Raw genomic sequence first — 20764 nt, forward strand, 5'->3', positions numbered from 1 at the left:
AAGGAGCTGCTTGATAGGTATGAATCCATTTTATGAAGAGGTGTATCGTTTCGTAAAGAAGATTCCGTATGGCAAAGTGGCTTCTTACAGCCAAATAGCTTGGGCTTTAGGTCGCCTGAATGGTGCACGAGCTGTAGGACGCGCCATGAAATATTGTCCAGAGTCATTACCAGCCCATCGGGTAGTACGAGCAGACGGCGAGATCGTGGGCTTTACCGCCGTAGAACGAAAGCAGCGGCTGCTAGCAGAAGGGATCGTCTTTAAAACAAACGGAAAAATCGATATGAAACAATGCAGCTGGCATGGAGAAAAGGAGTAATCCTGAAAATGCCGCTGCATTTTTTTTGTGAAAATAGCTTCAAATTGATTGTTTTGTATATCTGGATCGGCCCTTTATAATAAAGGAGCAATGACATGTCGCTCGGGTTTGTCAAAGGAGGAAACAGCATGGGAAAGATGGTTTTTATCAATTTGCCTGTTCAAGATATCAAGCGAGCTACTAGTTTTTATGAAGCGTTGGGCTTTAGCAAGAATGAAGAATTTTCGAATGAAACGTCAAGTGGAATGATGTGGAATGAGACGATTTGGGTAATGCTGTCAGAATATGCGTTTTATGAACAGTTTTTAAATGGTAGAAAGATTGCGGATACGCAAAAGACTAATGCTGCCTTGATCGCATTTAGCTTTGATACACCTGAAGGAGCTCGAGACTTTGCTAAAGCGGCTGAAGCCAATGGGGGACAATCATTTCAAGTAGAGATGGGGATTCCAGAGGAAGAAATGCTTGGTTTTGAAGTGCTTGATCCGGACGGAAATCAATTAGAATCTGTCTGGATGAAAGGGTACTAAAAAGCAAGATTCGTGGGTATTCAAAAAAATGGACTTGCCTGATAACTTTTGAACTTGTTGTTAGCGGTTTTCTTCTAAGGAAGTCAAACTAAAAGAATAGGATCACAAGGAAACTGGCGCAAGCTAGTTTCTTTTTCTTTCGAATCGATTCAACTAAAATGTAGGTATACTCGCTTAGGCCTAGTCCTACAAGAGGTCAAATATAGCCCTTTTTTGAATAAGTGTTTTTGTGAACGCTACCAGGGTTGATGCTTCTTTTTAGTAATAAGCGATGTATGGATGGAGAAGAGAGTTACAGTCAAAAGGAGGATGTGGGATGAAAAAAAGAATCACCAGAGAAGAAGTCAGTGAACAGCTGGTTTCAGACTTGTTTTTTGAAAAAGGACATTTAAAGTTAACGTTGTGGCAATCATTTTTGACACTGCTTGCGTGGATTGCCGTGATCGTACCATTCGTTTGGGTCGCTTTCCCGGTTTTCTTTCCGCAAACAGCCGCTCAAATACGATTTAGGATCTATGTGGAGGAAGCCACTATTTTTAGATTGTTAGCATTATTTTTAGGAATTTCCTTCGTTCTTTTAGTTATTCTTTTTGTTCTGTTGACCGTGAGGAACAATCGGCGTTTTCGCCATACATTGCGGAAAGAAGTCTTGCATGATGAAAGAAAACTTGAACAGCGCAAAGAAGTGTTGGAAGAATTTTTTGATGACCGTTTTGGCCCTGAAGAGATGCGGCATTCTGTTTGTTATTATGAAGTGAAACCGGAACAAAATCTAACGGAAACAGAAATAGTAAAGTTGTATAAAGATAAGGGGGTTTCTCTATGATTGAACAAATCGATACGGGATACCCGATAGTAGATTTCTTCCTTTTTCTATTGGTGGCCATTTTATTTACTTATCCAATCTTAGGCGGCTTTGCTTGGTTCATTGGCGTCCTTTGTCATACGTATTTGTTTAAGCATCAACAGATTGAATGGATCTCCATTCCCGAAGAAGTAGAGCCAATGATCACGATCATGGTCCCTGCTCATAATGAAGAAGTAGTCATTGAAGATACCATTCATTACTTAATGAATAAACTGAATTATACCCGTTACGAAGTGTTAGTGACAGATGATGGCTCAACGGATCAGACTCCAGAAATCCTTAAGCGGTTGCAGCAAACCTACCCCAATCTACGAGTGGTACGCATCCAAAAAAACCAAGGAAAAGCCCATGCCTTTAATATCGGGATCGGTTTTGCTAATGGAGAACTGATTTTGAGTAACGATGCAGATACTGTACCGGAACCTGATGCACTCTGGAAATATGTGAATTATTTTATTCGCCAAGATGCGGTAAATATTTCAGCGATCACTGCAAACATGGACGTTCAGAATCGGACGACGATTGTCAGCAAGTCACAAACTGTTGAATTTTCAAGTATCGTAGGTATTATCAAGCGGACTCAACAAGGCGTGCTAGGTGTTATCTATGCATACAGCGGTGCCAACACGATGTATCGAAAAAATGCTTTGATCGATGTGGGACTCTTCCGCCAAAATCGTGCCACCGAGGATATCAGTATTGCCTGGGATCACCAATTCCAAGGCTGGTTGTCCTTGTTTGCTCCGCGGATCATGTTTTTCATGGAAGTTCCTGAGACCATGAAGATGCTTTATCGCCAACGGAAACGTTGGGCAAAAGGCGGTACAGAGGTCTGGTTGACAAATTTCAAAAAAGTATTCACTCATCCATTTCAAAATATTGGTCGGTCCGTCATGTTTGTGGATCAAACATTGAGTATTATTTGGTCGATCTTCTTTTGGATCTCTTCAGCACTGTTCATCTTTTCTTTTCTTCGTTTTGCATTCGAAGGAAACATTGAACGAATGTATCATATGGTGACAATGGCCTTCTTATTCGTTTGTTTTGAAATGGTTGCTGGGATCATGCAGTTGTTGACTAGTTTATTGGTGGACGATGCTGGCAGAAAAATCAAGTATTTCATTTTTGCACCATTTTATATGCTGATTTATTGGATGGTCAATGCTTTAACGATCGTAACGACCTTCATACCAGCGGTCAAAACAATTCTGGGACACGGCAGCGGTGTTTGGGTCAGTCCTGAAAGACAAGGCAAAAAGAATTAGAAAAAGGCTGTGCCAAGAACCCTCTTAGTTCTCGGCACAGCCTTCCTCTTTTTATTGTAAGATAGCCGTCAGTTTCTTAGCTACGTAGACCGCGGCCTTTTTCAATTAATTTCCAACAGATACCGTACAAAACAATTATGAATAAAACTAGAATCAGAACAGAGACTAAAATCGGCACATCAGTTGTGCCCAAAAAGCCATAACGGAATCCAGAGATCATATAGACGATTGGATTCACTTTAGAAATAGCTTGCCAAATAGGAGGCAGCATCGAAATGGAGTAGAAGACACCTCCTAAATAAGTCAATGGCTGTAGGACAAACGTTGGCACGATCGATACATCGTCAAATGATTGAGCAAAGATACCATTAAGCAAACCAGCTAATGAGAAAAGAATTGCGGTCATCACTAATGTCAGAATAACCATTACCCAAGAAAAAACATGCAAAGGAACAAAAAAGAGGGAAATCACTGTGACCAGCATACCAACTAAAATACTTCTGCCCAAACCACCGAAAACAAATCCCCAAATAATCACATGAGTAGGTACGGGTGCAACTAATAGTTCCTCAATATTCTTTTGAAACTTCTGAGAAAAGAAAGAAGACGAAACGTTCGCATAAGAACTGGTGATCGTTGACATCATGATCAGCCCGGGAACGATAAATTCCATGTAGGAGAAGCCGCCCATTTCGCCAATACGGCCGCCAATCATTTTCCCAAAAATAATAAAGTACAACGAAGTCGTTATCACTGGTGGTACGAGTGTTTGAACCCAAATCCGTAAATAGCGGTTGGTTTCTTTGACCGCTAGACTTTTTAATGCTGTAAAATAAAGACTAAACATTTTTTTCCCCCGCTTCATGCTTTTCTTCAGTTAATTTCAAAAAGAGTTCCTCTAAACGATTCGATTTGTTGCGCATGGAAAGAACTTTGATTCCTTGCTTGCTAAATTGCTCAAATAAATCATTGACTCCTTGATTTCGTTCAACTTCGACAGCGATCGTCTGATCATCTTCAAAGGTGCTTGTGTATCCTGTGATCACTGGTGGTTTCTCATAAGTATCCAAATCAAAAAGGAATGTCTCGAATTGTAATTTGGACAAAAGGGTCTTCATGCTGGTATCTTCGATCAATTCACCGGATTGAATGATTCCGATGTTGCGGCAGAGCATTTCTGCTTCTTCTAAATAGTGAGTGGTTAGAATGATCGTCGTACCGTTTTTATTTAATTCTTGCAAGAAGGCCCACATTTCCCGGCGCAGTTCGATATCTACACCAGCTGTTGGTTCATCGAGGATCAAGAGTCGCGGCTCATGCATCAGAGCCCGGGCAATCATCAACCGTCGCTTCATTCCTCCCGAAAGCATTCTGGCCCGAACATCGCGTTTCTCCCATAAATTGGATTGCTTCAAGTATTTTTCACTGCGAGCGATCGCTTCTTTGCGAGGAACGCCGTAGTAGCCCGCTTGATTGACGACGATTTGCTGTACTGTTTCGAAAGGATTGAAATTGAATTCTTGTGGAACTAAGCCGATTTGTTGCTTGACTTGAACCAATTCTTTGTCCAAATCATAGCCGAAAACTTTGACACTGCCAGAAGATTTGTTTACTAGTGAAGTAATGATCCCGATGGTTGTTGATTTACCAGCACCGTTCGGCCCTAAAAGCGCATAGAAGTCACCTTCTTCAACTGTCAAGTTGATACCGCGTAATGCTTCGACGCCGGTCGCATAGACTTTTTTTAGATCTTTTATTTCAAGTGCATAGGTCATTGATTTGTTTTCTCCTTATCAATTGATGATTTGTTGTGGGGGATTGGCAGCAACAGCTGCCTATATGAATAAAACACGCTCGATTAGACATGCTTCTCTGAATAGAGGTTATGACACTTTCATAATACCCAAGAAACAAGTAGTCATTATACCACGGGAGTGGCTCTCGTTTAAAGGGGGTATCCTTGGATCGGTCATGTTAACTTTTCTGATAGAAAGAAGTTGACTTCTTGCGCTTCCGTTAAGAATTATAACACCTGAAGCGCGGCTTTAGGTGATTTTTGTTTGTTAGTGTATGATGAAAATAAGAGGTTGAGAAAGCAACTCAATCTGTGACAACTAATCATTAAAGGTGGTTTTTATGAAATTAAAGAAAAACACTCCCCAAAATAAAAAATCTCAAAAAGAGATTTTGCTGCAACAAGTGGATGAACCAGTGAAAGAATCGGCAGAACAAGAAGAGTTTCAGTCATTCTTTGCAGAAGTTTTAACCAAACTACCAAACAAAACGGCAGGGATCATTCGTCGATCTTTTGAGAAGTCAAAACATACGGCAGAAAAGATCCAAGCAAAAAGCCGTACCCAATTTGATGCCGTCTTCTCTGAATTTTTAATGGGTGTGGATGATGCTACGAAGAAGAAAGCGCATCGAATCATCCATGCCGCTTCTCTGACGGCGGCCATCATTGGCTGTTCACCTATTCCGTTTTCAGATGCGATACTCCTTGTACCTGTTCAAATGACGATGATGGCTAGACTCCACAAGTTGTTTGGTCAATCGTGGGTCGAGGGAATCGCAAAAAGCATTTCTAAAGAATTAGTTGTTGTTAGTTTAGGTAGAAGTGCTGTGGGGAATATTATCAAGTTCGTACCGGGGGTCGGTACGATCGCCGGCGCTTCCATTAACGCGGGAGTAGCCAGTGCTATTACTGAATCTTTAGGTTGGGTTACTGTTAAGATGCTGAATGATGGTGAAGATATTTTTGAACAAGCAATGTCCTTTAAAGGCCAATATCACACCTTATTTAAAGCATTAAAAAAAACACGAAGCAAATCTTCTTAAAGCATATACTGCTCGCAAGAACGTTTGTATTGGATGAGTTCAGAAACATCAACAATAATTTTTTCAAGAGACCTTTGGCTATTCTCGAAGGTCTCTTTTGCTTGTGTAAGATAAAATAGGGGGATTTGTTTTTCCTGAAAAAGTATAAAAGCGTTACATGGATAATTATCGTTAGTAAATGGCTAACCGAAAGTAGCGATAAAAGGTCTTTATTAACGAAAATTTTCCTGCATTTATAGGAGATCCTGCCAAAACATTTCTAGTGATAATGTAAAAAAAAGTGAGTTCATTTTCCCGAATTGGGTTTCTCAGGATACAGATTAACTTTATAATTTTTAGTTAGTGGAGTTAAATTCTCATTAAAAATTGATGGCTGAAAGGAAGCACTTAAGTAGTAGGGAGGATCAACTACAAAATTAAGGTCAGAGAAGGCAGTCAGATGCCTTTTTTTATAACAGTAAAAAGTTGAGCGTTCTTCCTTTATTGAGATGCACTACATAGAACAGATGAAGAATGAGCGACTTATTCGACAAATGTTTAAAATTAGCTTAAAAATTAATATATATATTTAATCGTTTTATAAGTTTATATGAGTATGAAAGAAAGCAACTTATGAACGAACTTCTATTTAATGAAGGAGGAAGACATGATTATTCAGGATCTTTTTGAAAAGCGCACCCAATTAATGGTCAATTGCTTGCGTTATATTTATCAGTCAAATAGTTTTGTAACAATCGTTAATTTATCAGAAAGACTGAATGTGAATCGAAAAACAACGGATAGTATTCTTAATGAATTGCAAAAAATCAATCCGCAAGCAATCAAAATCAAAAAAGCATTAGGGTGCTCTTTTAGTGGCAATAAAAACATTTATTTTGATATACAACATGAAATTTATAATCAGTCAGTCATATATCAAGTGATCGAGAACTGTCTATTGTCTAAAAGAATTAAGATTGAAGAGTTTTGTGAATTGAATTACATAAGCCTTTCAAACCTAAGAAAAAAATTTCATTGTATCAACCGTAGTCTGCAACGCTTTGAATTAAAGATAGGCACCAAAAATAGACGGATCGTGATTGAAGGGTCCGAAAGCCAAATTCGTTACTTTGGACATTCCTTTTTTTGGACGATTTGTAAAGGCGGTCAGTGGCCCTACCCCGAATTGAATTATGCCCATATCAGAGAATTATTCGTTCAACGAATCTTACCTAATTTTGATTTTCAACTGAAGCAATCGATCGTGGATAAATGGTGCTACTTGATTGCGATCAATATCCTCAGAGATAAAAAAGGCAACCGCTTGAAAATGGAGGAAATGCCTCAATGGTCAATCAATATGACTCAAGATCTATTTGAAAAAGAGTTTCAAAATATCAAAGATTCTTTCTTTCAGTATAGCTTTTTTAGAGATGAAAGCATTTATTTTCTATTTTTGATGATGCAAACTTCCACGCAGTTTTACGCTAAAAAGGCGACCTATAAGCAAATCATCGATTTTTGGGAAAGAGAAAAAGCAGAGGTGTATTTAGAAGCAGTCAGTCTCTCAGAAAAATTGACACTGCCGTTAAATGGCGGAAATGAGAAAAATGTCTTCGGCATTTTATTGGCGGCGCATTCTTTCTATGACGCTTTTGAAGGATTCTTGGAAGTAGGTTCCGATTCAGATATCATCCGCTATTACAGACACTACTACCCAGTGCTTGTGAATAAAATACGTACCATTTGTTTTGGCAACACAACAGGGCAACTTACAGAAAAACAGGAGTTTCTACTCTTACGATATGTTCTTGCCTACACGTCTCTGATCACACCTACTTTATTTGAGAAAAAGATCGTTGTTTCTGTAGAAACAGATTTTCCTTTCTCATTTGAGCAGTTCTTCATTATGCAGCTGAAAAAGATATTCTCCGCTCTTTATAATATTGATTTTATTGCTGCGGAATCACTCGTTGAAGAGCCAGACATCATTATCTCAAACACCTACCAGAATCGTTCGGCAATCTACATGAGTGGAGCGATCGACAGTTTAGAGATCGAACGTCTGACAAAGAAAATCGAATCCATCAGAAGAGAACACATCTTGCAGGAGAATGTGATTGTTTTTTCGCAACAAGTAGTCAGTGCCGTTTTCGAAAATCATGAAAGCGCTAAGGATATTTCTGTGTAATAAAGATGTAGAAAATTATCGTTCCAAAAAAGCCTGAGGTTTTGACTGCGGTGTGTATATAATTCTATGTATGCACCGCCGATCAATGGGGATATATATACATTAAATGAAATTTCGATTAGAACAACTAATGAAAATTTACACAAAATATAAGCGGGATTTTATTATTTTCTATTTTTCTTATGTTTATATAAATATGTTGGGTTTGTTTTTTAGATGATAACGCTGATTTTAAAGCGATTGAAATTGTTAATAGTCAAAATATTTTTTTATTTTTGTTTGTTAACAAGGTAACAATTGATAGTGCTAGAGTGCTGCTTTTTCAGTAGAAGAATCAAAAAACAATCAAACAAAAGAAAGAAAGTTGGGGGAAAAAAGTGAAAACAAGTGGATTAAAGAAATTGGTCATTGGCGCTGCAAGTTTATTATTGCTCAGTGCTTGTGGTAGTAACGGGGCGACAAAAGATAGTGAAACAGCAAAAAGTTCAGCGTCATCAAGCGAAACAGAAGTGGCTTCAGGTGCATCTGAACAAGAATATACCGATCCTTCTGAACTAAAAGATCAATATGACATTGTCATTGTTGGTGCTGGTGGTGCCGGAATGGCAGCTGCTTTATCTGCCAAAGAAGCTGGGATGAATCCAGTCATCTTGGAAAAAATGCCAATCGCAGGCGGAAACACATTGAAATCTTCTGGTGGGATGAATGCTTCTGAAACAAAATTCCAAAAAGAACAAGGAATCGAAGACAGCAACCAACAGTTCTTTGACGACACACTAAAAGGTGGTAAAGGTACGAATGACCAAGAACTTTTACACTACTTAGTCGATAACTCAGCTTCAGCCATTGACTGGTTAGACGGCATGGGAATCACATTAGACAACATCAGCTACAGTGGTGGTGCAAGTGTCAAACGTATCCACCGTCCACATGACGGCTCTGCTGTAGGAACCTACTTGGTAGATGGACTATTGAGAAATATCCATGAAAAGGAAATTCCTTTGTTTGTGAATGCTGATGTGAAGAAAATCAACGAAAAAGACGGAAAAGTCACTGGCGTTTCTGTAAAAATCGGTGATGAAGAAAAAACGATCAATGGGAATGCAGTTGTCGTTACCACTGGTGGTTTTGGCTCAAACAAAGAAATGATTGAAAAATATCGTCCGGATTTAAAAGGGTATGTCAGCACAACATCTGAAGGCAGTACAGGTGACGGCATCAAGATGATTGAATCTCTTGGCGGTGCAACAGTCGATATGGATCAAATTCAAGTTCACCCAACAGTTGTTCAAGATACAGGGATGTTAGTCAGTGAGACAGTCCGTGGAGAAGGTGCGATTTTAGTCAACCAACAAGGTGAACGTTTCTACAACGAATTGGAAACCCGCGACAATGTTTCTGCAGCGATTACCGCTCTTCCAGAAAGCTATGCTTACTTGATCTTTGACGATGCATTAGCTGGTCGAGCAAAACAAGTTGATTTCTACAAAGAACAAGGTGTAGTCGTTGAAGCAGATACGATCGAAGCCTTAGCGAAGAAAATCGACATGGACGCTGATACATTGGCAAAAACACTGGATACATGGAATCAATCTGTTAAAGATAAAAAAGACGAAGCATTTGGTCGAGAAACAGCAATGGATTATGACTTAACAACTGGTCCATACTATGCGATCAAAATCGCACCAGGAATCCACCACACAATGGGTGGTGTAAAAATCAATACCAATACACAAGTCTTGAAAAAAGACGGTTCTGTTATTGATGGTTTATACGCTGCTGGAGAAGTAACTGGTGGTATTCACGGACAAAACCGTATCGGCGGAAATGCAGTTGCTGATATCATGGTCTTTGGTCGTCAAGCAGGGGTCCAAGCTTCAGACTACGCTAAAAAATAAATAAGCATCAGTTTTCATAATAGATAGTACGCAAAAAACGTCCAGCTGTAATAAAAGCTGGACGTTTTTTTTGATACTCTTGTTGCTAAAAGTTACTGGATCGATGAGAAACAGTGAAAAAGCCTTTGGGATTCGGTTCGTAATAAGTGCTACGCCAGACAATCAGTGTTTCCTCTATAGATGAAAACAAAGCGAGCAGGAATGTCACGACCCAAATATATCCTGATACGTCACCAAAAGTAAATGCCACGAAACACAGGAGAAACAAGGCAAGACCTGTCATCTTGTTGCTCAATGTGTGCAGCATACCCCACTGAGCAAACTTAACTTTAGTCAAAATCAAATTAAGAAATCGAATGCTAGCGACTAAGACAATGCCATAAATGAGCCAATCTGGATAGATCTTAGTTTTAATGTAAAGAAATAGGACAATGGACCAAAAAACAAAATCACCTAAACTATCTAGTTTTGAGCCCAAGGTCGTTTGCAATCGATAGTTTCGTGCGATAAATCCGTCTAAAACATCCGTCAATCCGCAAATGAGGTAGCAGACTGAAAACAAAGGCTGCTGATTGATCAATAGAAGACCAGCTAACGCGATCCGTGCAATGGACAAGAGATTGGGTAGGTAGCTGATGGTGATCCCTTCTTTCTTTTTTGGCCCAAAAATAATCAAAAAACGACAAGCTTGCTAGAGGGGGAAAAGCAATCCCGAGAGTTCAACTACATCAGCGAAAGAGATAGAAAGAAGGTCGTGGATGAATAAAGTACTACTAGGATTGTTGTAAGACATGCTAGCCCACTCATACCTTACGACAGGTTTTCGCTGATTGGTTTACATCACCTGTTTTTTTCTGCCCCCGATAGCTTGAGAAACACTTGCTTATGATTGCGTATCAGCCTTGTTAACCTACCACTGGAAACAAGCCAATGATGATTCCCATAATGACTAATTCGATTGCACCATTTAATAAATGCAGACCAATCAATTTTTTGCTTTGTCCAGCATAGGCTGCATTTACGAAAGTTGCCACAGCAAATACGCCCAGCCATAGCAAAAAGGCCACTTGCAAGCTCGTCATCATCCAACCGTCATGGTCAAACTTATTGAACCAATAGGTGACTTGTCCTAGTGTAAATGCCAATAATAGTCCGCCCACAGCTGTCCCGCCAAAAGTAAAAACGATATCGCCAGCAGACATATGATGACTTTCTTTATTTAGCATGCCAGACTCTTTTGCCCAAAAGCGCCCCCAAGCATGGATCGGATTATAAAGTAAGCTCCCACTGATCATAAAAGCAAGTGTTGCCAAAAGAATAGCGATAAGATTGAAATGTGTAAGCATATAGGTACTCCTTTTTTTAATTATTGTAATCTTTTTTGCCTTTGTTGCCTAGCTGAATAAGCAGTATTAAGCAAATATCAATAAGTTGTAGAAGTTTTCTTACAGCAACCTTTCAATTTTGTTATTTTGGATTGGGACCTAAGGCCGATTTCCCCTGTTTTTATTTTGCTAAGATAGAAAGAGAGACGAAAGGAGATTATTATGAAAAAAATCGTACGAGCAATCTTATCCATTGGCTTGTTTTTCTTACTTCTGTGTGGGGGAATCATGTTGTACACTAACCGAGCATCGGGAGAGGTGGCAGGAATTTTAGATCAATTGAATCCACTTGTTCCAAAAAGCGAAATGTATGTAAAAACGCAAGCGCCTGAATCGGTCAACGGCTATGGCACTGCTCATTACAAACAAGTAGCTGCCACGGCAGATGGCCAGACTCGAATGATAGAATTTGAAGGCTTACAAGTGTTGAAGACAGAGCGCTTTTTGAAATTGACGAATAAAGGGGCACATGTTGAGACATATGAAGAAATTGCCAAAGAAGACGTGCCGTCAGCAGCACTGAAAGAGATCGATGGATAGCACGAGAATGACGAATAACAGAAATAAGTTTAGCAGCAAGGCAAAAATTTTTTTGCGAAGATCTGCTGGAAAATGAGAATGAGTTAAGATACCAGCCCAACATTTATCTGCGAAAAGGATACTTGTTGGGCCGTTTTATTCGTAAAAATAGCGTGTCAAAGGACCGAGTTATGCACATATTAACAGCTTTATCCACAACATATAGTGGGAACTTGTTTTCGCCTACGACATCTTGAGGTTGTGTTGTCTTTGTGGATCGTGAAAGGGTTTATCCTCTTAACGAATACATTCCTTTTTTTATAATAGTCCGCTTTGCACATACTTATGCAGCCATTGTGAGAGTTGTTCGAATAAAAATCGGGAAACGAGATAAGTCAGCAGCACTGCAAGAAAGTAGCCAAGTAAATCAACTTGCAAGTGAGCGATCTTTTCAAAGGAAAAGAGTGACCAATGACTTTCAAGAGGTTCATTGATACTCCTATACCAGATGAATCTTAGCGGGAAGCCAAAAGCATATTCGTACAAGGGACCAAATTGTTGGCTAGATACTGGACCAAAAAAAACACTAAAAAGCGGCAGACTAAAACTGAATAATAGGATTTTATTTTGCCTTTTCATTCTGACACCTCCCCACAGATCGTACTTTTCCATTATTACAGTAATTGTTATAGAAAAGAAGCAACCTTTTGTTTACAATGAAAGGGAAATGAAGGATGTAAACCAATGGTTTCCCCCTGTAAACCCATAGTTTCTCCTTATATTTCAAGAAAAGCGATAAAGTGAAGACAAATAAGAGAGGAGTGTTTTTATGAAGAAATTAGTTATTTTAGTAGCCTGTTTTTTAGGTTTTTTGGGGGTGTCTGTCACAGCTGCAGCGGATGAAAAGAATACAGATGAGCTTGTTTATGAAATGACCGCTGGCGTCGGTTCTCAAGAGATGTCTTATATTGATGAAGCGGGTGATGAAGTCGTACTATCTGTTGAATATGTTCAACCCTTTGCACGAATTGCTCAAGGAACTTATAAGGTGTCTAAGACAGTCAAAGGAAGTTGGACTGCTTCTTATAATGTAAAGATCAATTCAAAAGAACAGATCACAGCGGCGACAAATTTGAGCATCACAGCATTGAAAGGAAGTATTCTTTCGAGTTCATTAACCCATACGACTACTAAGGCTACTTGCAGCTTTAAACAAAAAGCTGGAACGATTACAACAAATGCAAGCGTGACCGCAACCATTTCTAATGGTAAACTAGTTGTAAAGTAATAGGTGTAGGAGATGAAATTAGTGGCCTTAGCGGAACAACTAAAATTATATCGTGAGAAAAGCGGATTGTCGCAAGCTTCCGTAGCAGAAGAATTAAAGATTTCTCGTCAGTCGATCTCTAAATGGGAGAATGGGCGTGGCTATCCAGATATTGATAATTTAGTTTTACTAAGCAAACTTTATCAAGTATCGATTGATGAATTGCTGCAGGAAAATGAACAATTGAAAGAACAAATTCAAAAGAATAATGTGGAAATTGAAGATAAAAAGAAGAAGTTGAGTTTTATCACCCAACAAATGTCTTCTGATAAAGATGAAGGATTGATTTTGCTGCTTTTAGCGGGCGTATCCTCATTCATCTTTCCTTTAGGCATCCTCCTAAGCGGTTTTGCCATTTGGCGCAACAAGAAGACAAATTCTTTTTATCGACTTGTTTATATTGTCTGTGCAATCGCTTTGCTGTTAAATCTTTACGATGGGTATGTCCATGTTGCAAATGTCATGAACTGGGGGACAACGACTATCGAACAAGTGGACTAGTTGCCTGCAATCATAGCAATAGCTAAGGTCCTAGTGAAAAAATTGAGTTCTGCTTTGTATGAGAAGATACAAGCGAAGAAAGATATCCCGCCTGAGAGTAGCTAGCCAATACTCGCGATAAAATCGTGAATACGGGCTAACTATTTCTCAGTGCTGGGATATCTTTTATTTGAGTGAGTATTCGTTCACTTATTTAATCTTAGTAAAAATAAAAAACATCTGATTGATCGTTGAATCATCGCTCTTTTGTTATAAGATCCGCCTGGAGTGCAGCAGGACATCGTTACCGTTGGATATCCGTTTGTCGAAGATCTTATGGCATAGACTCTATTTCTTTTTGCTTTGAAAAAGCAAATAAAGGATGATAGCAATCGTTGAAAGAGCTAGCCCTAAAAGGTTGTACATCAAATCAGACGTGGGTTCATAATGATGATGATCAAAAACATTTAGTAAAAAAAACAAAAATGGTATCAAAAGAAAGAGTAGTACAACGACATTCTTTCGCCATGTAATAAATATCGATCCGATAATAAGAAACAATAAAACAGGAATCCAAAAAATCAATCCACCAATTACCTCTATATCCCTTCACCTCCATCTAATTCAGTAGAATACTTCTTTCATCTGAAAAAATTCCAAGAAAACAAAGAAATCTCTATGAAGAGGCAGTGAGGAAAAAATAACGTTTTTAAAGTAAGCCTTTTTTTGCTCATACTGATTGCTAAGTGATTACTCGTAGAAAATAGTTGTTTGATGGATGGTATCTTCTTCCCAAAGAGGAAAGTATCTTAAAATCGAATGGTTGTTTTAGCCATCGATTCGGTAGCGAGCCTGGATCGTCTCTGCCTTGGTGATGATATAAAAACCATTGTCTTGGGACCACTCTACATAAATAAGATTTTTGAATGAAGAATAGCCTTGTTTCTGTAATTCTTCTCGTAGCCAAGTTTCGCTCAAATGATGGGATTGCAGGACAGGATATTGAATATTTCCTTGGTCAACCAGCATGATTGCCAATGTTTGCTCATCCTCTGAATGTGTTAAAACACTGATTTGCCCCGCGTTTTCCAGTACAACATACTTGGCATTTGCAAGGGAGAAACATTGTTGTTGCCGTAACATGGTTCGCAACTGCTCCATTTCGATATGATTGCGGGAAATCTCTTGTATATTGAGCTGACCATTGTGAATCAAGACTGCTGGTTCGCCTTTCAACCAGCGATTGATCGTCTCATTTTTTTGAACAAATTCTTCAATAAAGTAAATCAACAGTGCCCACAAAGCGATAGCGAAAAGGACATGAAAGACCGAAACGTTGTCATCGTAGATCGATTCTTCTAAGATTCCGCCTAAAACGAGAGTATAAATCAAGTCAAAAGGTGTGATTTCCGACAGTGTCTTTTTCCCTAACAGTCTTGCCACCAACAATAAGCCAAATAACCCAAAGAATAATTTTAGAATAATCGTAAAAACCATCTGCTCACCTCCTGTATGTTAGCACTACTATATCATTTTCTCATTTTAATCTCATTTCATCATGGCTCAAATTTATTCATTTTTATCAACAGAAATTCAATTATTTGGTTTTTTTCCATCTGATATCTATAATGAAAGCAAGGTGTAATCGCTTTCTGTTGCACCTTTGCTGGGATTTTGGGAAAAGCAAATAGGAGGAGAGAAAAATGAAAAAAAGTTTGATTTTTCTATATAGTATATTGAGCTTTGCGTTGCTTGTTGGTTGTTCCAGTAATAATGAGAGTAGTGAATCAGGAGATTTTGCTAGTTCAGATGAGCAGACATTGACTGTCTGGGCTTGGGATACGAATTTCAATATTCCAATTATGGAGAAAGCAGGGGAGTACTACCGTAAGGATGGACATGATGAGATCAAAGTGAATGTCATCGAAATGTCGAATGAGGACACAAAACAAAAAATGGTTTCTGGATTCACGTCGGGGGTATCAGAAGGATTACCTGATATCGTTTTGATGGATGATTATGATGTACAAAGTTATCTTACGAATTATGAAGGGAAATTTGCGGAGTTATCTGATACCATCGACTTTGCTGATTTTGCCGAATACAAAGTAGAGAATGCTACCTATAAAGAGGGAATCTATGCAGTCCCATTTGATTCTGGTTCTGCCGGATTATATTATCGCACCGATTATTTAAGTGAGGCAGGCTACAGTGAAGCAGATATGAAAGATTTGACTTGGTCCCAATTTGTCACTATCGGTGAAGATGTGAAAGAAAAGACCGGTAAATGGTTTGTCGCATTCATTCCCAACCGTGGGACCCATTATCTGCAGATGGCGATGCAGTCTGCTGGACTGTGGTATTTCGATGAAGAGGGCAAAATTTTCTTGAAAGACAATCCAGCGATCCGCGAAATGATGCCGATCCTAAAAGAGATTGACCAGAAAGAGTTAGCAAAACCGGTAGATTATTTTGCTCCTGAGGGAATTGGAGCAGTTACGAGTGGTGAAGTCGCGGCGGTTAATTCTGCCATTTGGTTTTCAGCAACGATTCGTTCCGCGGAGGATCAAAAAGGCAAGTGGGCTTATACACATCTGCCACAATTAGAGACAGTTGATGGGGCGACCCCCTATTCAAACCTAGGCGGATCAAGTTGGCTAGTTTTGAACGATTCGCCAAATAAAGAACTGGCAATGGATTTCTTGAAGACAGAATTTGCAGGTAATGATGAATTTTATCAAGAGATATTGGTCGACAATGGGGCAGTGGGAACGTATTTGCCATCTCAAAAAGGGGATGCGTATCAATACAAAGACCCATTTTTCAATGATGCGCCAATCTATAAAGATTTTTCGAGTTGGATGGCTGAAATCCCTGGTGTCGACTATGGCAACAATACGCAAGCAGCGGTTGATGCTCTTCGAGGAGTTATGCAGAGTTATTTTGATGATGCATTGAGCTTGGACGAAATGCTAGAAGAAGCAGAAAATAATTATACAATGCAAGTCGGCGAGTAGCCGATTTGCATTAGCAGGGAGTGGATAAGATGGATCCTTCGAGAAAAAGGCGAGAAGTATGGAAATTTATTAGTTTTGCATTGATCTTAAGCAGTATTTTCATGATCTATCCAATTCTTTATTCAATTTATCTATCTCTTCATACGATGCAAGGATTGCAATCCGTTTTTGTTGGTTTAGGCAATTACGTTCGGATGTTTCAAGATACTATTTTCCACAAAGCATTATTCAACAATTTTGTTTTCTTGATTTTTCAAGTGCCGATCATGGTGTTTTTAGGACTTTTGCTAGCTTTTGTATTGAATACACCGAAACTAGTTGGACGAACTTTTTTTAAGCTTGCCCTATTTTTGCCAAGTGTCACCTCTCTGGTTTCCTATGCGGTTTTATTTAAGATGATGTTCCAGATCGGTGGGATCATTAATCGGGGCTTGCTGGCGATCGGAATTATCCAACAACCGTTAGACTGGTTAAATAGCCCTTTTTGGGCGAAAGTGACGGTGATCATTGCCTTATGCTGGCGCTGGACAGGGTATAACATGATTTTTTATTTAGCAGGATTACAGAATATTTCAGATGATACGTTGGAGGCTGCGGATATAGATGGCGCAAACAGCTTTCAGAAGTTCTTTAGAATCATTATTCCTCAATTGAAGCCAGTGATTGTTTTTACCACGATCACATCGACGATCGGAACGATTCAGCTCTTTGATGAAGTGGTGAATTTAACAGGCGGTGGTCCTTCAAATGCGACATTGACTGCAGCACAATTGATTTACAATCATTCATTTGTCTATACCTCAAATTTTGGTTATTCAGCAACATTGTCGTGGGCGTTAGTAGTGATCATTGCGGTCTTATCCTATGCGCAGTTAAGATTATCAAAAGACGACCGACAATAAGCAGAAAGGAGCAGCGATGAAGCGAAATGTGAATACACTGATAAAATATCTTTTTTTGATCGTAGCGGCATTCGTCTCTATCTTTCCATTCTATTGGATGATCGCGGGAGCGACGAATACATCGAATCAGATTGCTGCTGGAAAACTCACACTAGGAAATCAGCTGATCACGAACCTTCAGCAGCTATTTTCTAACTATAATGTTTCCTTGATCATGTGGAATTCGGTCAAGATTTCTGTAATTACTGTTCTATTTAGTTTACTGATCACATCATTGGCGGCATTTGGTTTTGAGAAATTTCGAACCCGCAGCAGTGAAATGATTTACTCGCTTTTTTTACTGTGCATGATGATTCCGCTGGCTGCATTAGTCATCCCATTGTTTAAGATGATGTCAGGCCTGCATCTTGTAAATCAGCATATCGCCGTTATTTTGCCGCTAGTCAATAATCTCTTCCTGATTTTTTTCTTTCGTCAAAATTTCAAGTCCTTTCCCGATGGCATTTTAGATGCCAGCAGGATCGAAGGAGCAAGTGAGTATACGATTTTCTTTCGGATCGTTTTTCCAATGATGCGCTCAACTTATGCAGCAGCGGCTATCTATGCTTTTATGAACTCATGGAATAGCTATTTGCTCCCGCTGATCTTTTTGCAGACAGAAGATCGTCAAACGATGACGTTGCTGATATCGAACTTATCATCGGCTTCTTATGTTGCGAACTATGGCGTGCAGATGACAGCAATTGTCATCGCGACGATTCCTACATTAGTCCTTTTTCTCTTTATGCAACGAGGGTTTGTCAAAGGAATGACGGGATCTTTAAAACTTTGACGACACAAAAAATACCTGATTATTTAGCCGAACCGAGAGTCTACTCGGATCGGTTGAATAGTCAGGCATGTTTTTCAAGCTACAAAGCAGCCTGAAGTAAATGTCGCAGGCAGATAAGGGTCATCGTTTGTCTTTAGCGGCGGATTTTTTGTCTTTTTTTGGTACAGAAGCAAGGGCTTTTTTGAAAATTTCCTCTTTTTCTTGCTTATAACTATGCTGACGCTCGGCATAAACTTTTTCTTTCGATTTCGTTTTCATTTTAAGTCACCTCTTCCTTTTTTTTACTATAGCATAATTTCACAAAGAATTAAAACGGTTTCTCTTTTGTTTTTAAAGTTTTAACGCTTTTTAAAAGAGTGTTTGTGAAAAAAGGGGACTAGATTGCAAATAAATGTCGAGTAGATGGAAGGCTTATTGAAGAAAATTGGCCTACCTTGTTTATTGGATAGGAGCTATTCTAGTTTCCAAAAAAAAAACAGTTGGGTTCATTCGTTTTGATAGCGTTCTATATTTTTTTCATTTAAAATAGAATTGTATTTGTATCGTTTGTCTAGGTAAAATGTGGTTTTAGAAAGAAAATTTTTCGGTGCTAAGGAATAAACCTACATTAAATAAATGTTACAGACAGAAAAAAGATGTTAAAAATCAATCGATTTTGATAGAATGAAAAGGAGGGGGTGTTTCATTGGAATCTCGAAAAGCAATCCGTAAGCGTTTAGTGAAACAAAAACGATCACTTTTTATTCAAAAAAGTATAGGGGTTACAACGGTATTAGCTTCTACATCAGGTGTATTCACAACTTTGGTCAACGCACCAGAGGCCAACGCTACAGGAGTAAATGAAACAGAAGTAGCAAAGTCAACTAAATCAACTGCAACGACAACTCTTGCTCGATCGTCAGAAACAACGATCAATCGACAATTTAAAACGACCGCTTCACTGAATGTGCGTTCAGACGCTTCAACCAGTGCGAGAATTATCAACGGTGTGGGGAACAATACCACGATCAAAGCTGTTGCTCAAAAATCAGGAACTTCCGTCAATGGGAACACGACGTGGTATAAGTTATCATCTGGGGGCTGGATCTCTGGTGCTTATGTAACAACCGCCAGCAGCAGCAACTCTTCCAACAACAGTACTAGCGGAGAAACAGCTGTCAATAAGACCGTCAAAACAACAGCAGCACTGAATGTACGGTCTAGTGCATCAACCAGTGCGAGTGTCGTTCGGGGCTTAAGCAGCAATGCCACGGTCACTGTGGTTGCTCAAAAATCAGGAACTTCCGTGAATGGTACAACAACATGGTACAAATTGTCTAATGGTGGCTGGATTACCGCAGCTTATGTTCAGGCTGTGTCTAGCGGTTCAACGACAAGCAATCCTGGAAACACATCAACCACAGAACAAGCAATCAGCAAAAATGTCAAGACCACCGCTTCATTGAATGTACGTTCCAGTGCATCAACAAGTGGTAGTGTTGTGGGAAGTCTGAGCAATAGCACGACCGTTAAAGTTGTCGCTCAAAAATCAGGTTCATCCGTCAACGGCAATAAGACATGGTACAAATTATCTACAGGTGGTTGGATCACGGCAGCTTATGTCAAAGATGCGAGCAATACGAGCAATCCATCAACCGGTGGATCAAGCAGCAATAATTCTAATTCATCAAATAATTCTGCCGAACAAGCAATCAGTAAAAATCTACAGACTACGACTGGGATGAATGTTCGTTCGAACGCTTCAACTACTGCCAGTATTGTCAGCAGTTTGAGCAGCAACGCTGTAGTGAAAGCAGTGGCGCAGAAAAAAGGGACTTCTGTCAATGGTAATACGACGTGGTATAAGTTATCTAGCGGTGGCTGGATCACGGCAGCTTACGTAAAAGAAGTCAGTGGAAATACCACAACAAATCCTGGTAATTCCGGCAACAATACTATCGGTACGAATATCAACGGTGCCGCTATTGTAGCTGAAGCCCGTAAATATATCGGGACACCCTACCAATGGGGCGGGAAAGGGCCAGATGTCTTTGACTGTTCCGGTTTCACTCGCTATGTCTTTTTACAAGTAACAGGGAAAAATATTGGCGATTGGACCGTTCCGCAAGAAAGTGCCGGTACGATCATCCCTGTATCTCAAGCCCAAGCAGGAGATCTTCTATTCTGGGGTGAAAAAGGCAATACGTATCATGTTGCAATTGCAACTGGTAACGGCAGCTTCATTCATGCACCAAGCACTGGGTACACGGTTACCGAAGCAAGTTCAGGTTTTTCAACAGCCAGCTTTGCGCTTCGTGTAAAATAAGAAGAACAATGACGACAAAACTACCTGCAACATGTTTGTTGAAGGTAGTTTTTTTAAGATCGTTTGCATCTTTTTGCATTGTTTAGCAATTTTTTGCATTGTATTTTGG

21 protein-coding genes are annotated in these 20764 nt (G+C 39.4%); 14 read left to right on the forward strand and 7 right to left on the reverse strand.

What is annotated here, in order from left to right; translation table 11 throughout:
• Nucleotides 1-19 precede the first annotated feature (19 nt).
• The 4 genes from EG2_RS09100 to EG2_RS09115 all read left to right on the forward strand — a co-directional run bounded on the left by EG2_RS09100 (nt 20) and on the right by EG2_RS09115 (nt 2982).
• Entirely contained in the window at nt 20-319 is a 300-nt protein-coding gene (locus EG2_RS09100; protein ID WP_060814446.1) for an MGMT family protein, read from the forward strand.
• 128 nt (nt 320-447) lie between these two features.
• Entirely contained in the window at nt 448-849 is a 402-nt protein-coding gene (locus tag EG2_RS09105; RefSeq protein WP_003125651.1) for a VOC family protein, read from the forward strand.
• A 316-nt stretch (nt 850-1165) separates the two neighbouring features.
• A complete protein-coding gene (locus EG2_RS09110; protein ID WP_060814447.1) occupies nt 1166-1675 on the forward strand; it encodes a hypothetical protein in 510 nt (169 codons plus the stop codon).
• On the forward strand, nt 1672-2982 hold the full coding sequence (locus EG2_RS09115) for a glycosyltransferase family 2 protein (protein WP_060814448.1): 1311 nt from the start codon (nt 1672-1674) through the stop codon (nt 2980-2982). Before EG2_RS09110 ends, EG2_RS09115 begins: the two co-directional genes overlap by 4 nt.
• Nucleotides 2983-3058: 76 nt before the next feature.
• On the opposite strand, the gene EG2_RS09120 is transcribed toward EG2_RS09115, so the two are convergent.
• The gene (locus EG2_RS09120) at nt 3059-3829 is read right to left on the reverse strand and encodes an ABC transporter permease (protein WP_003125655.1); all 771 of its coding nucleotides are present in this window, start codon (nt 3827-3829) and stop codon (nt 3059-3061) included.
• The gene (locus EG2_RS09125) at nt 3822-4757 is read right to left on the reverse strand and encodes an ABC transporter ATP-binding protein (protein ID WP_060814449.1); all 936 of its coding nucleotides are present in this window, start codon (nt 4755-4757) and stop codon (nt 3822-3824) included. Before EG2_RS09125 ends, EG2_RS09120 begins: the two co-directional genes overlap by 8 nt.
• Nucleotides 4758-5118: 361 nt before the next feature.
• Between EG2_RS09125 and EG2_RS09130 the strand changes: the two genes are divergently transcribed.
• The 3 genes from EG2_RS09130 to EG2_RS09140 all read left to right on the forward strand — a co-directional run bounded on the left by EG2_RS09130 (nt 5119) and on the right by EG2_RS09140 (nt 9888).
• On the forward strand, nt 5119-5820 hold the full coding sequence (locus EG2_RS09130; RefSeq protein ID WP_060814450.1) for a YcjF family protein: 702 nt from the start codon (nt 5119-5121) through the stop codon (nt 5818-5820).
• A 646-nt stretch (nt 5821-6466) separates the two neighbouring features.
• Complete coding sequence (locus EG2_RS09135) at nt 6467-7990, forward strand: helix-turn-helix domain-containing protein (protein WP_060814451.1); 1524 nt, start codon at nt 6467-6469, stop codon at nt 7988-7990.
• A gap of 377 nt (nt 7991-8367) precedes the next feature.
• Nucleotides 8368-9888: a flavocytochrome c gene (locus EG2_RS09140; RefSeq protein WP_060814452.1), complete on the forward strand. Its 1521-nt coding sequence runs from the start codon at nt 8368-8370 to the stop codon at nt 9886-9888.
• 85 nt (nt 9889-9973) lie between these two features.
• Here the strand turns inward: EG2_RS09140 and EG2_RS09145 are convergent, their stop codons facing one another.
• Both EG2_RS09145 and EG2_RS09150 read right to left on the reverse strand, forming a co-directional pair.
• Nucleotides 9974-10564 (reverse strand): CDP-alcohol phosphatidyltransferase family protein, encoded by a 591-nt coding sequence (locus tag EG2_RS09145; RefSeq protein ID WP_060814453.1) that lies wholly within the window; start codon nt 10562-10564, stop codon nt 9974-9976.
• Nucleotides 10565-10793: 229 nt separating this feature from the next.
• The gene (locus tag EG2_RS09150) at nt 10794-11234 is read right to left on the reverse strand and encodes a DUF1761 domain-containing protein (protein ID WP_060814454.1); all 441 of its coding nucleotides are present in this window, start codon (nt 11232-11234) and stop codon (nt 10794-10796) included.
• 267 nt (nt 11235-11501) lie between these two features.
• Between EG2_RS09150 and EG2_RS09155 the strand changes: the two genes are divergently transcribed.
• Nucleotides 11502-11813 carry a YxeA family protein gene (locus EG2_RS09155; RefSeq protein ID WP_369914311.1) on the forward strand — a complete coding sequence of 104 codons (312 nt, stop codon included), beginning with the start codon at nt 11502-11504 and terminating at the stop codon, nt 11811-11813.
• Between the two features lie 297 nt (nt 11814-12110).
• Here the strand turns inward: EG2_RS09155 and EG2_RS09160 are convergent, their stop codons facing one another.
• Nucleotides 12111-12431, reverse strand: coding sequence for a hypothetical protein (locus EG2_RS09160; protein WP_060814455.1), 321 nt, complete (start codon nt 12429-12431; stop codon nt 12111-12113).
• A gap of 190 nt (nt 12432-12621) precedes the next feature.
• Between EG2_RS09160 and EG2_RS09165 the strand changes: the two genes are divergently transcribed.
• Nucleotides 12622-13080 carry a DUF5626 family protein gene (locus tag EG2_RS09165; protein ID WP_060814456.1) on the forward strand — a complete coding sequence of 153 codons (459 nt, stop codon included), beginning with the start codon at nt 12622-12624 and terminating at the stop codon, nt 13078-13080.
• 21 nt (nt 13081-13101) lie between these two features.
• A complete protein-coding gene (locus EG2_RS09170; protein WP_003125666.1) occupies nt 13102-13620 on the forward strand; it encodes a helix-turn-helix domain-containing protein in 519 nt (172 codons plus the stop codon).
• An 807-nt stretch (nt 13621-14427) separates the two neighbouring features.
• Here EG2_RS09170 and EG2_RS09180 read toward each other — a convergent pair.
• Complete coding sequence (locus EG2_RS09180; protein WP_060814458.1) at nt 14428-15096, reverse strand: DUF421 domain-containing protein; 669 nt, start codon at nt 15094-15096, stop codon at nt 14428-14430.
• 206 nt (nt 15097-15302) lie between these two features.
• Here EG2_RS09180 and EG2_RS09185 point away from each other — a divergent pair, with 206 nt between their 5' ends.
• From EG2_RS09185 to EG2_RS09195, 3 genes are read left to right on the forward strand one after another with little or no spacing between them, the layout of a single operon-like run.
• Nucleotides 15303-16616 carry an ABC transporter substrate-binding protein gene (locus EG2_RS09185; protein ID WP_060814459.1) on the forward strand — a complete coding sequence of 438 codons (1314 nt, stop codon included), beginning with the start codon at nt 15303-15305 and terminating at the stop codon, nt 16614-16616.
• 29 nt (nt 16617-16645) lie between these two features.
• On the forward strand, nt 16646-17518 hold the full coding sequence (locus tag EG2_RS09190; protein ID WP_060814460.1) for a carbohydrate ABC transporter permease: 873 nt from the start codon (nt 16646-16648) through the stop codon (nt 17516-17518).
• Nucleotides 17519-17534: 16 nt separating this feature from the next.
• Nucleotides 17535-18350, forward strand: coding sequence for a carbohydrate ABC transporter permease (locus tag EG2_RS09195; RefSeq protein ID WP_060814461.1), 816 nt, complete (start codon nt 17535-17537; stop codon nt 18348-18350).
• 120 nt (nt 18351-18470) lie between these two features.
• Here the strand turns inward: EG2_RS09195 and EG2_RS19135 are convergent, their stop codons facing one another.
• Complete coding sequence (locus EG2_RS19135; protein WP_021150289.1) at nt 18471-18608, reverse strand: hypothetical protein; 138 nt, start codon at nt 18606-18608, stop codon at nt 18471-18473.
• 427 nt (nt 18609-19035) lie between these two features.
• Between EG2_RS19135 and EG2_RS09200 the strand changes: the two genes are divergently transcribed.
• Nucleotides 19036-20655: a C40 family peptidase gene (locus EG2_RS09200; protein WP_060814462.1), complete on the forward strand. Its 1620-nt coding sequence runs from the start codon at nt 19036-19038 to the stop codon at nt 20653-20655.
• Nucleotides 20656-20764: the final 109 nt, after the last annotated feature.

Origin of the sequence: Enterococcus gallinarum NBRC 100675 (genome assembly GCF_001544275.1) — a bacterium.
Taxonomy (GTDB): domain Bacteria; phylum Bacillota; class Bacilli; order Lactobacillales; family Enterococcaceae; genus Enterococcus_D; species Enterococcus_D gallinarum.

What these genes read in the sequence shown, in the direction of transcription:
- EG2_RS09165 (WP_060814456.1), top strand. Translation starts at nt 12,622, where the DNA reads ATGAAGAAATTAGTTATTTTAGTAGCCTGTTTTTTAGGTTTTTTGGGG.
- EG2_RS09105 (WP_003125651.1), top strand. Translation starts at nt 448, where the DNA reads ATGGGAAAGATGGTTTTTATCAATTTGCCTGTTCAAGATATCAAGCGA.
- EG2_RS09135 (WP_060814451.1), top strand. Translation starts at nt 6,467, where the DNA reads ATGATTATTCAGGATCTTTTTGAAAAGCGCACCCAATTAATGGTCAAT.
- EG2_RS09155 (WP_369914311.1), top strand. Translation starts at nt 11,502, where the DNA reads ATGTTGTACACTAACCGAGCATCGGGAGAGGTGGCAGGAATTTTAGAT.
- EG2_RS09180 (WP_060814458.1), bottom strand. Translation starts at nt 15,096, where the DNA reads ATGGTTTTTACGATTATTCTAAAATTATTCTTTGGGTTATTTGGCTTA.
- EG2_RS09190 (WP_060814460.1), top strand. Translation starts at nt 16,646, where the DNA reads ATGGATCCTTCGAGAAAAAGGCGAGAAGTATGGAAATTTATTAGTTTT.
- EG2_RS19135 (WP_021150289.1), bottom strand. Translation starts at nt 18,608, where the DNA reads ATGAAAACGAAATCGAAAGAAAAAGTTTATGCCGAGCGTCAGCATAGT.
- EG2_RS09125 (WP_060814449.1), bottom strand. Translation starts at nt 4,757, where the DNA reads ATGACCTATGCACTTGAAATAAAAGATCTAAAAAAAGTCTATGCGACC.
- EG2_RS09185 (WP_060814459.1), top strand. Translation starts at nt 15,303, where the DNA reads ATGAAAAAAAGTTTGATTTTTCTATATAGTATATTGAGCTTTGCGTTG.
- EG2_RS09195 (WP_060814461.1), top strand. Translation starts at nt 17,535, where the DNA reads ATGAAGCGAAATGTGAATACACTGATAAAATATCTTTTTTTGATCGTA.
- EG2_RS09160 (WP_060814455.1), bottom strand. Translation starts at nt 12,431, where the DNA reads ATGAAAAGGCAAAATAAAATCCTATTATTCAGTTTTAGTCTGCCGCTT.
- EG2_RS09130 (WP_060814450.1), top strand. Translation starts at nt 5,119, where the DNA reads ATGAAATTAAAGAAAAACACTCCCCAAAATAAAAAATCTCAAAAAGAG.
- EG2_RS09120 (WP_003125655.1), bottom strand. Translation starts at nt 3,829, where the DNA reads ATGTTTAGTCTTTATTTTACAGCATTAAAAAGTCTAGCGGTCAAAGAA.
- EG2_RS09115 (WP_060814448.1), top strand. Translation starts at nt 1,672, where the DNA reads ATGATTGAACAAATCGATACGGGATACCCGATAGTAGATTTCTTCCTT.
- EG2_RS09110 (WP_060814447.1), top strand. Translation starts at nt 1,166, where the DNA reads ATGAAAAAAAGAATCACCAGAGAAGAAGTCAGTGAACAGCTGGTTTCA.
- EG2_RS09150 (WP_060814454.1), bottom strand. Translation starts at nt 11,234, where the DNA reads ATGCTTACACATTTCAATCTTATCGCTATTCTTTTGGCAACACTTGCT.
- EG2_RS09100 (WP_060814446.1), top strand. Translation starts at nt 20, where the DNA reads ATGAATCCATTTTATGAAGAGGTGTATCGTTTCGTAAAGAAGATTCCG.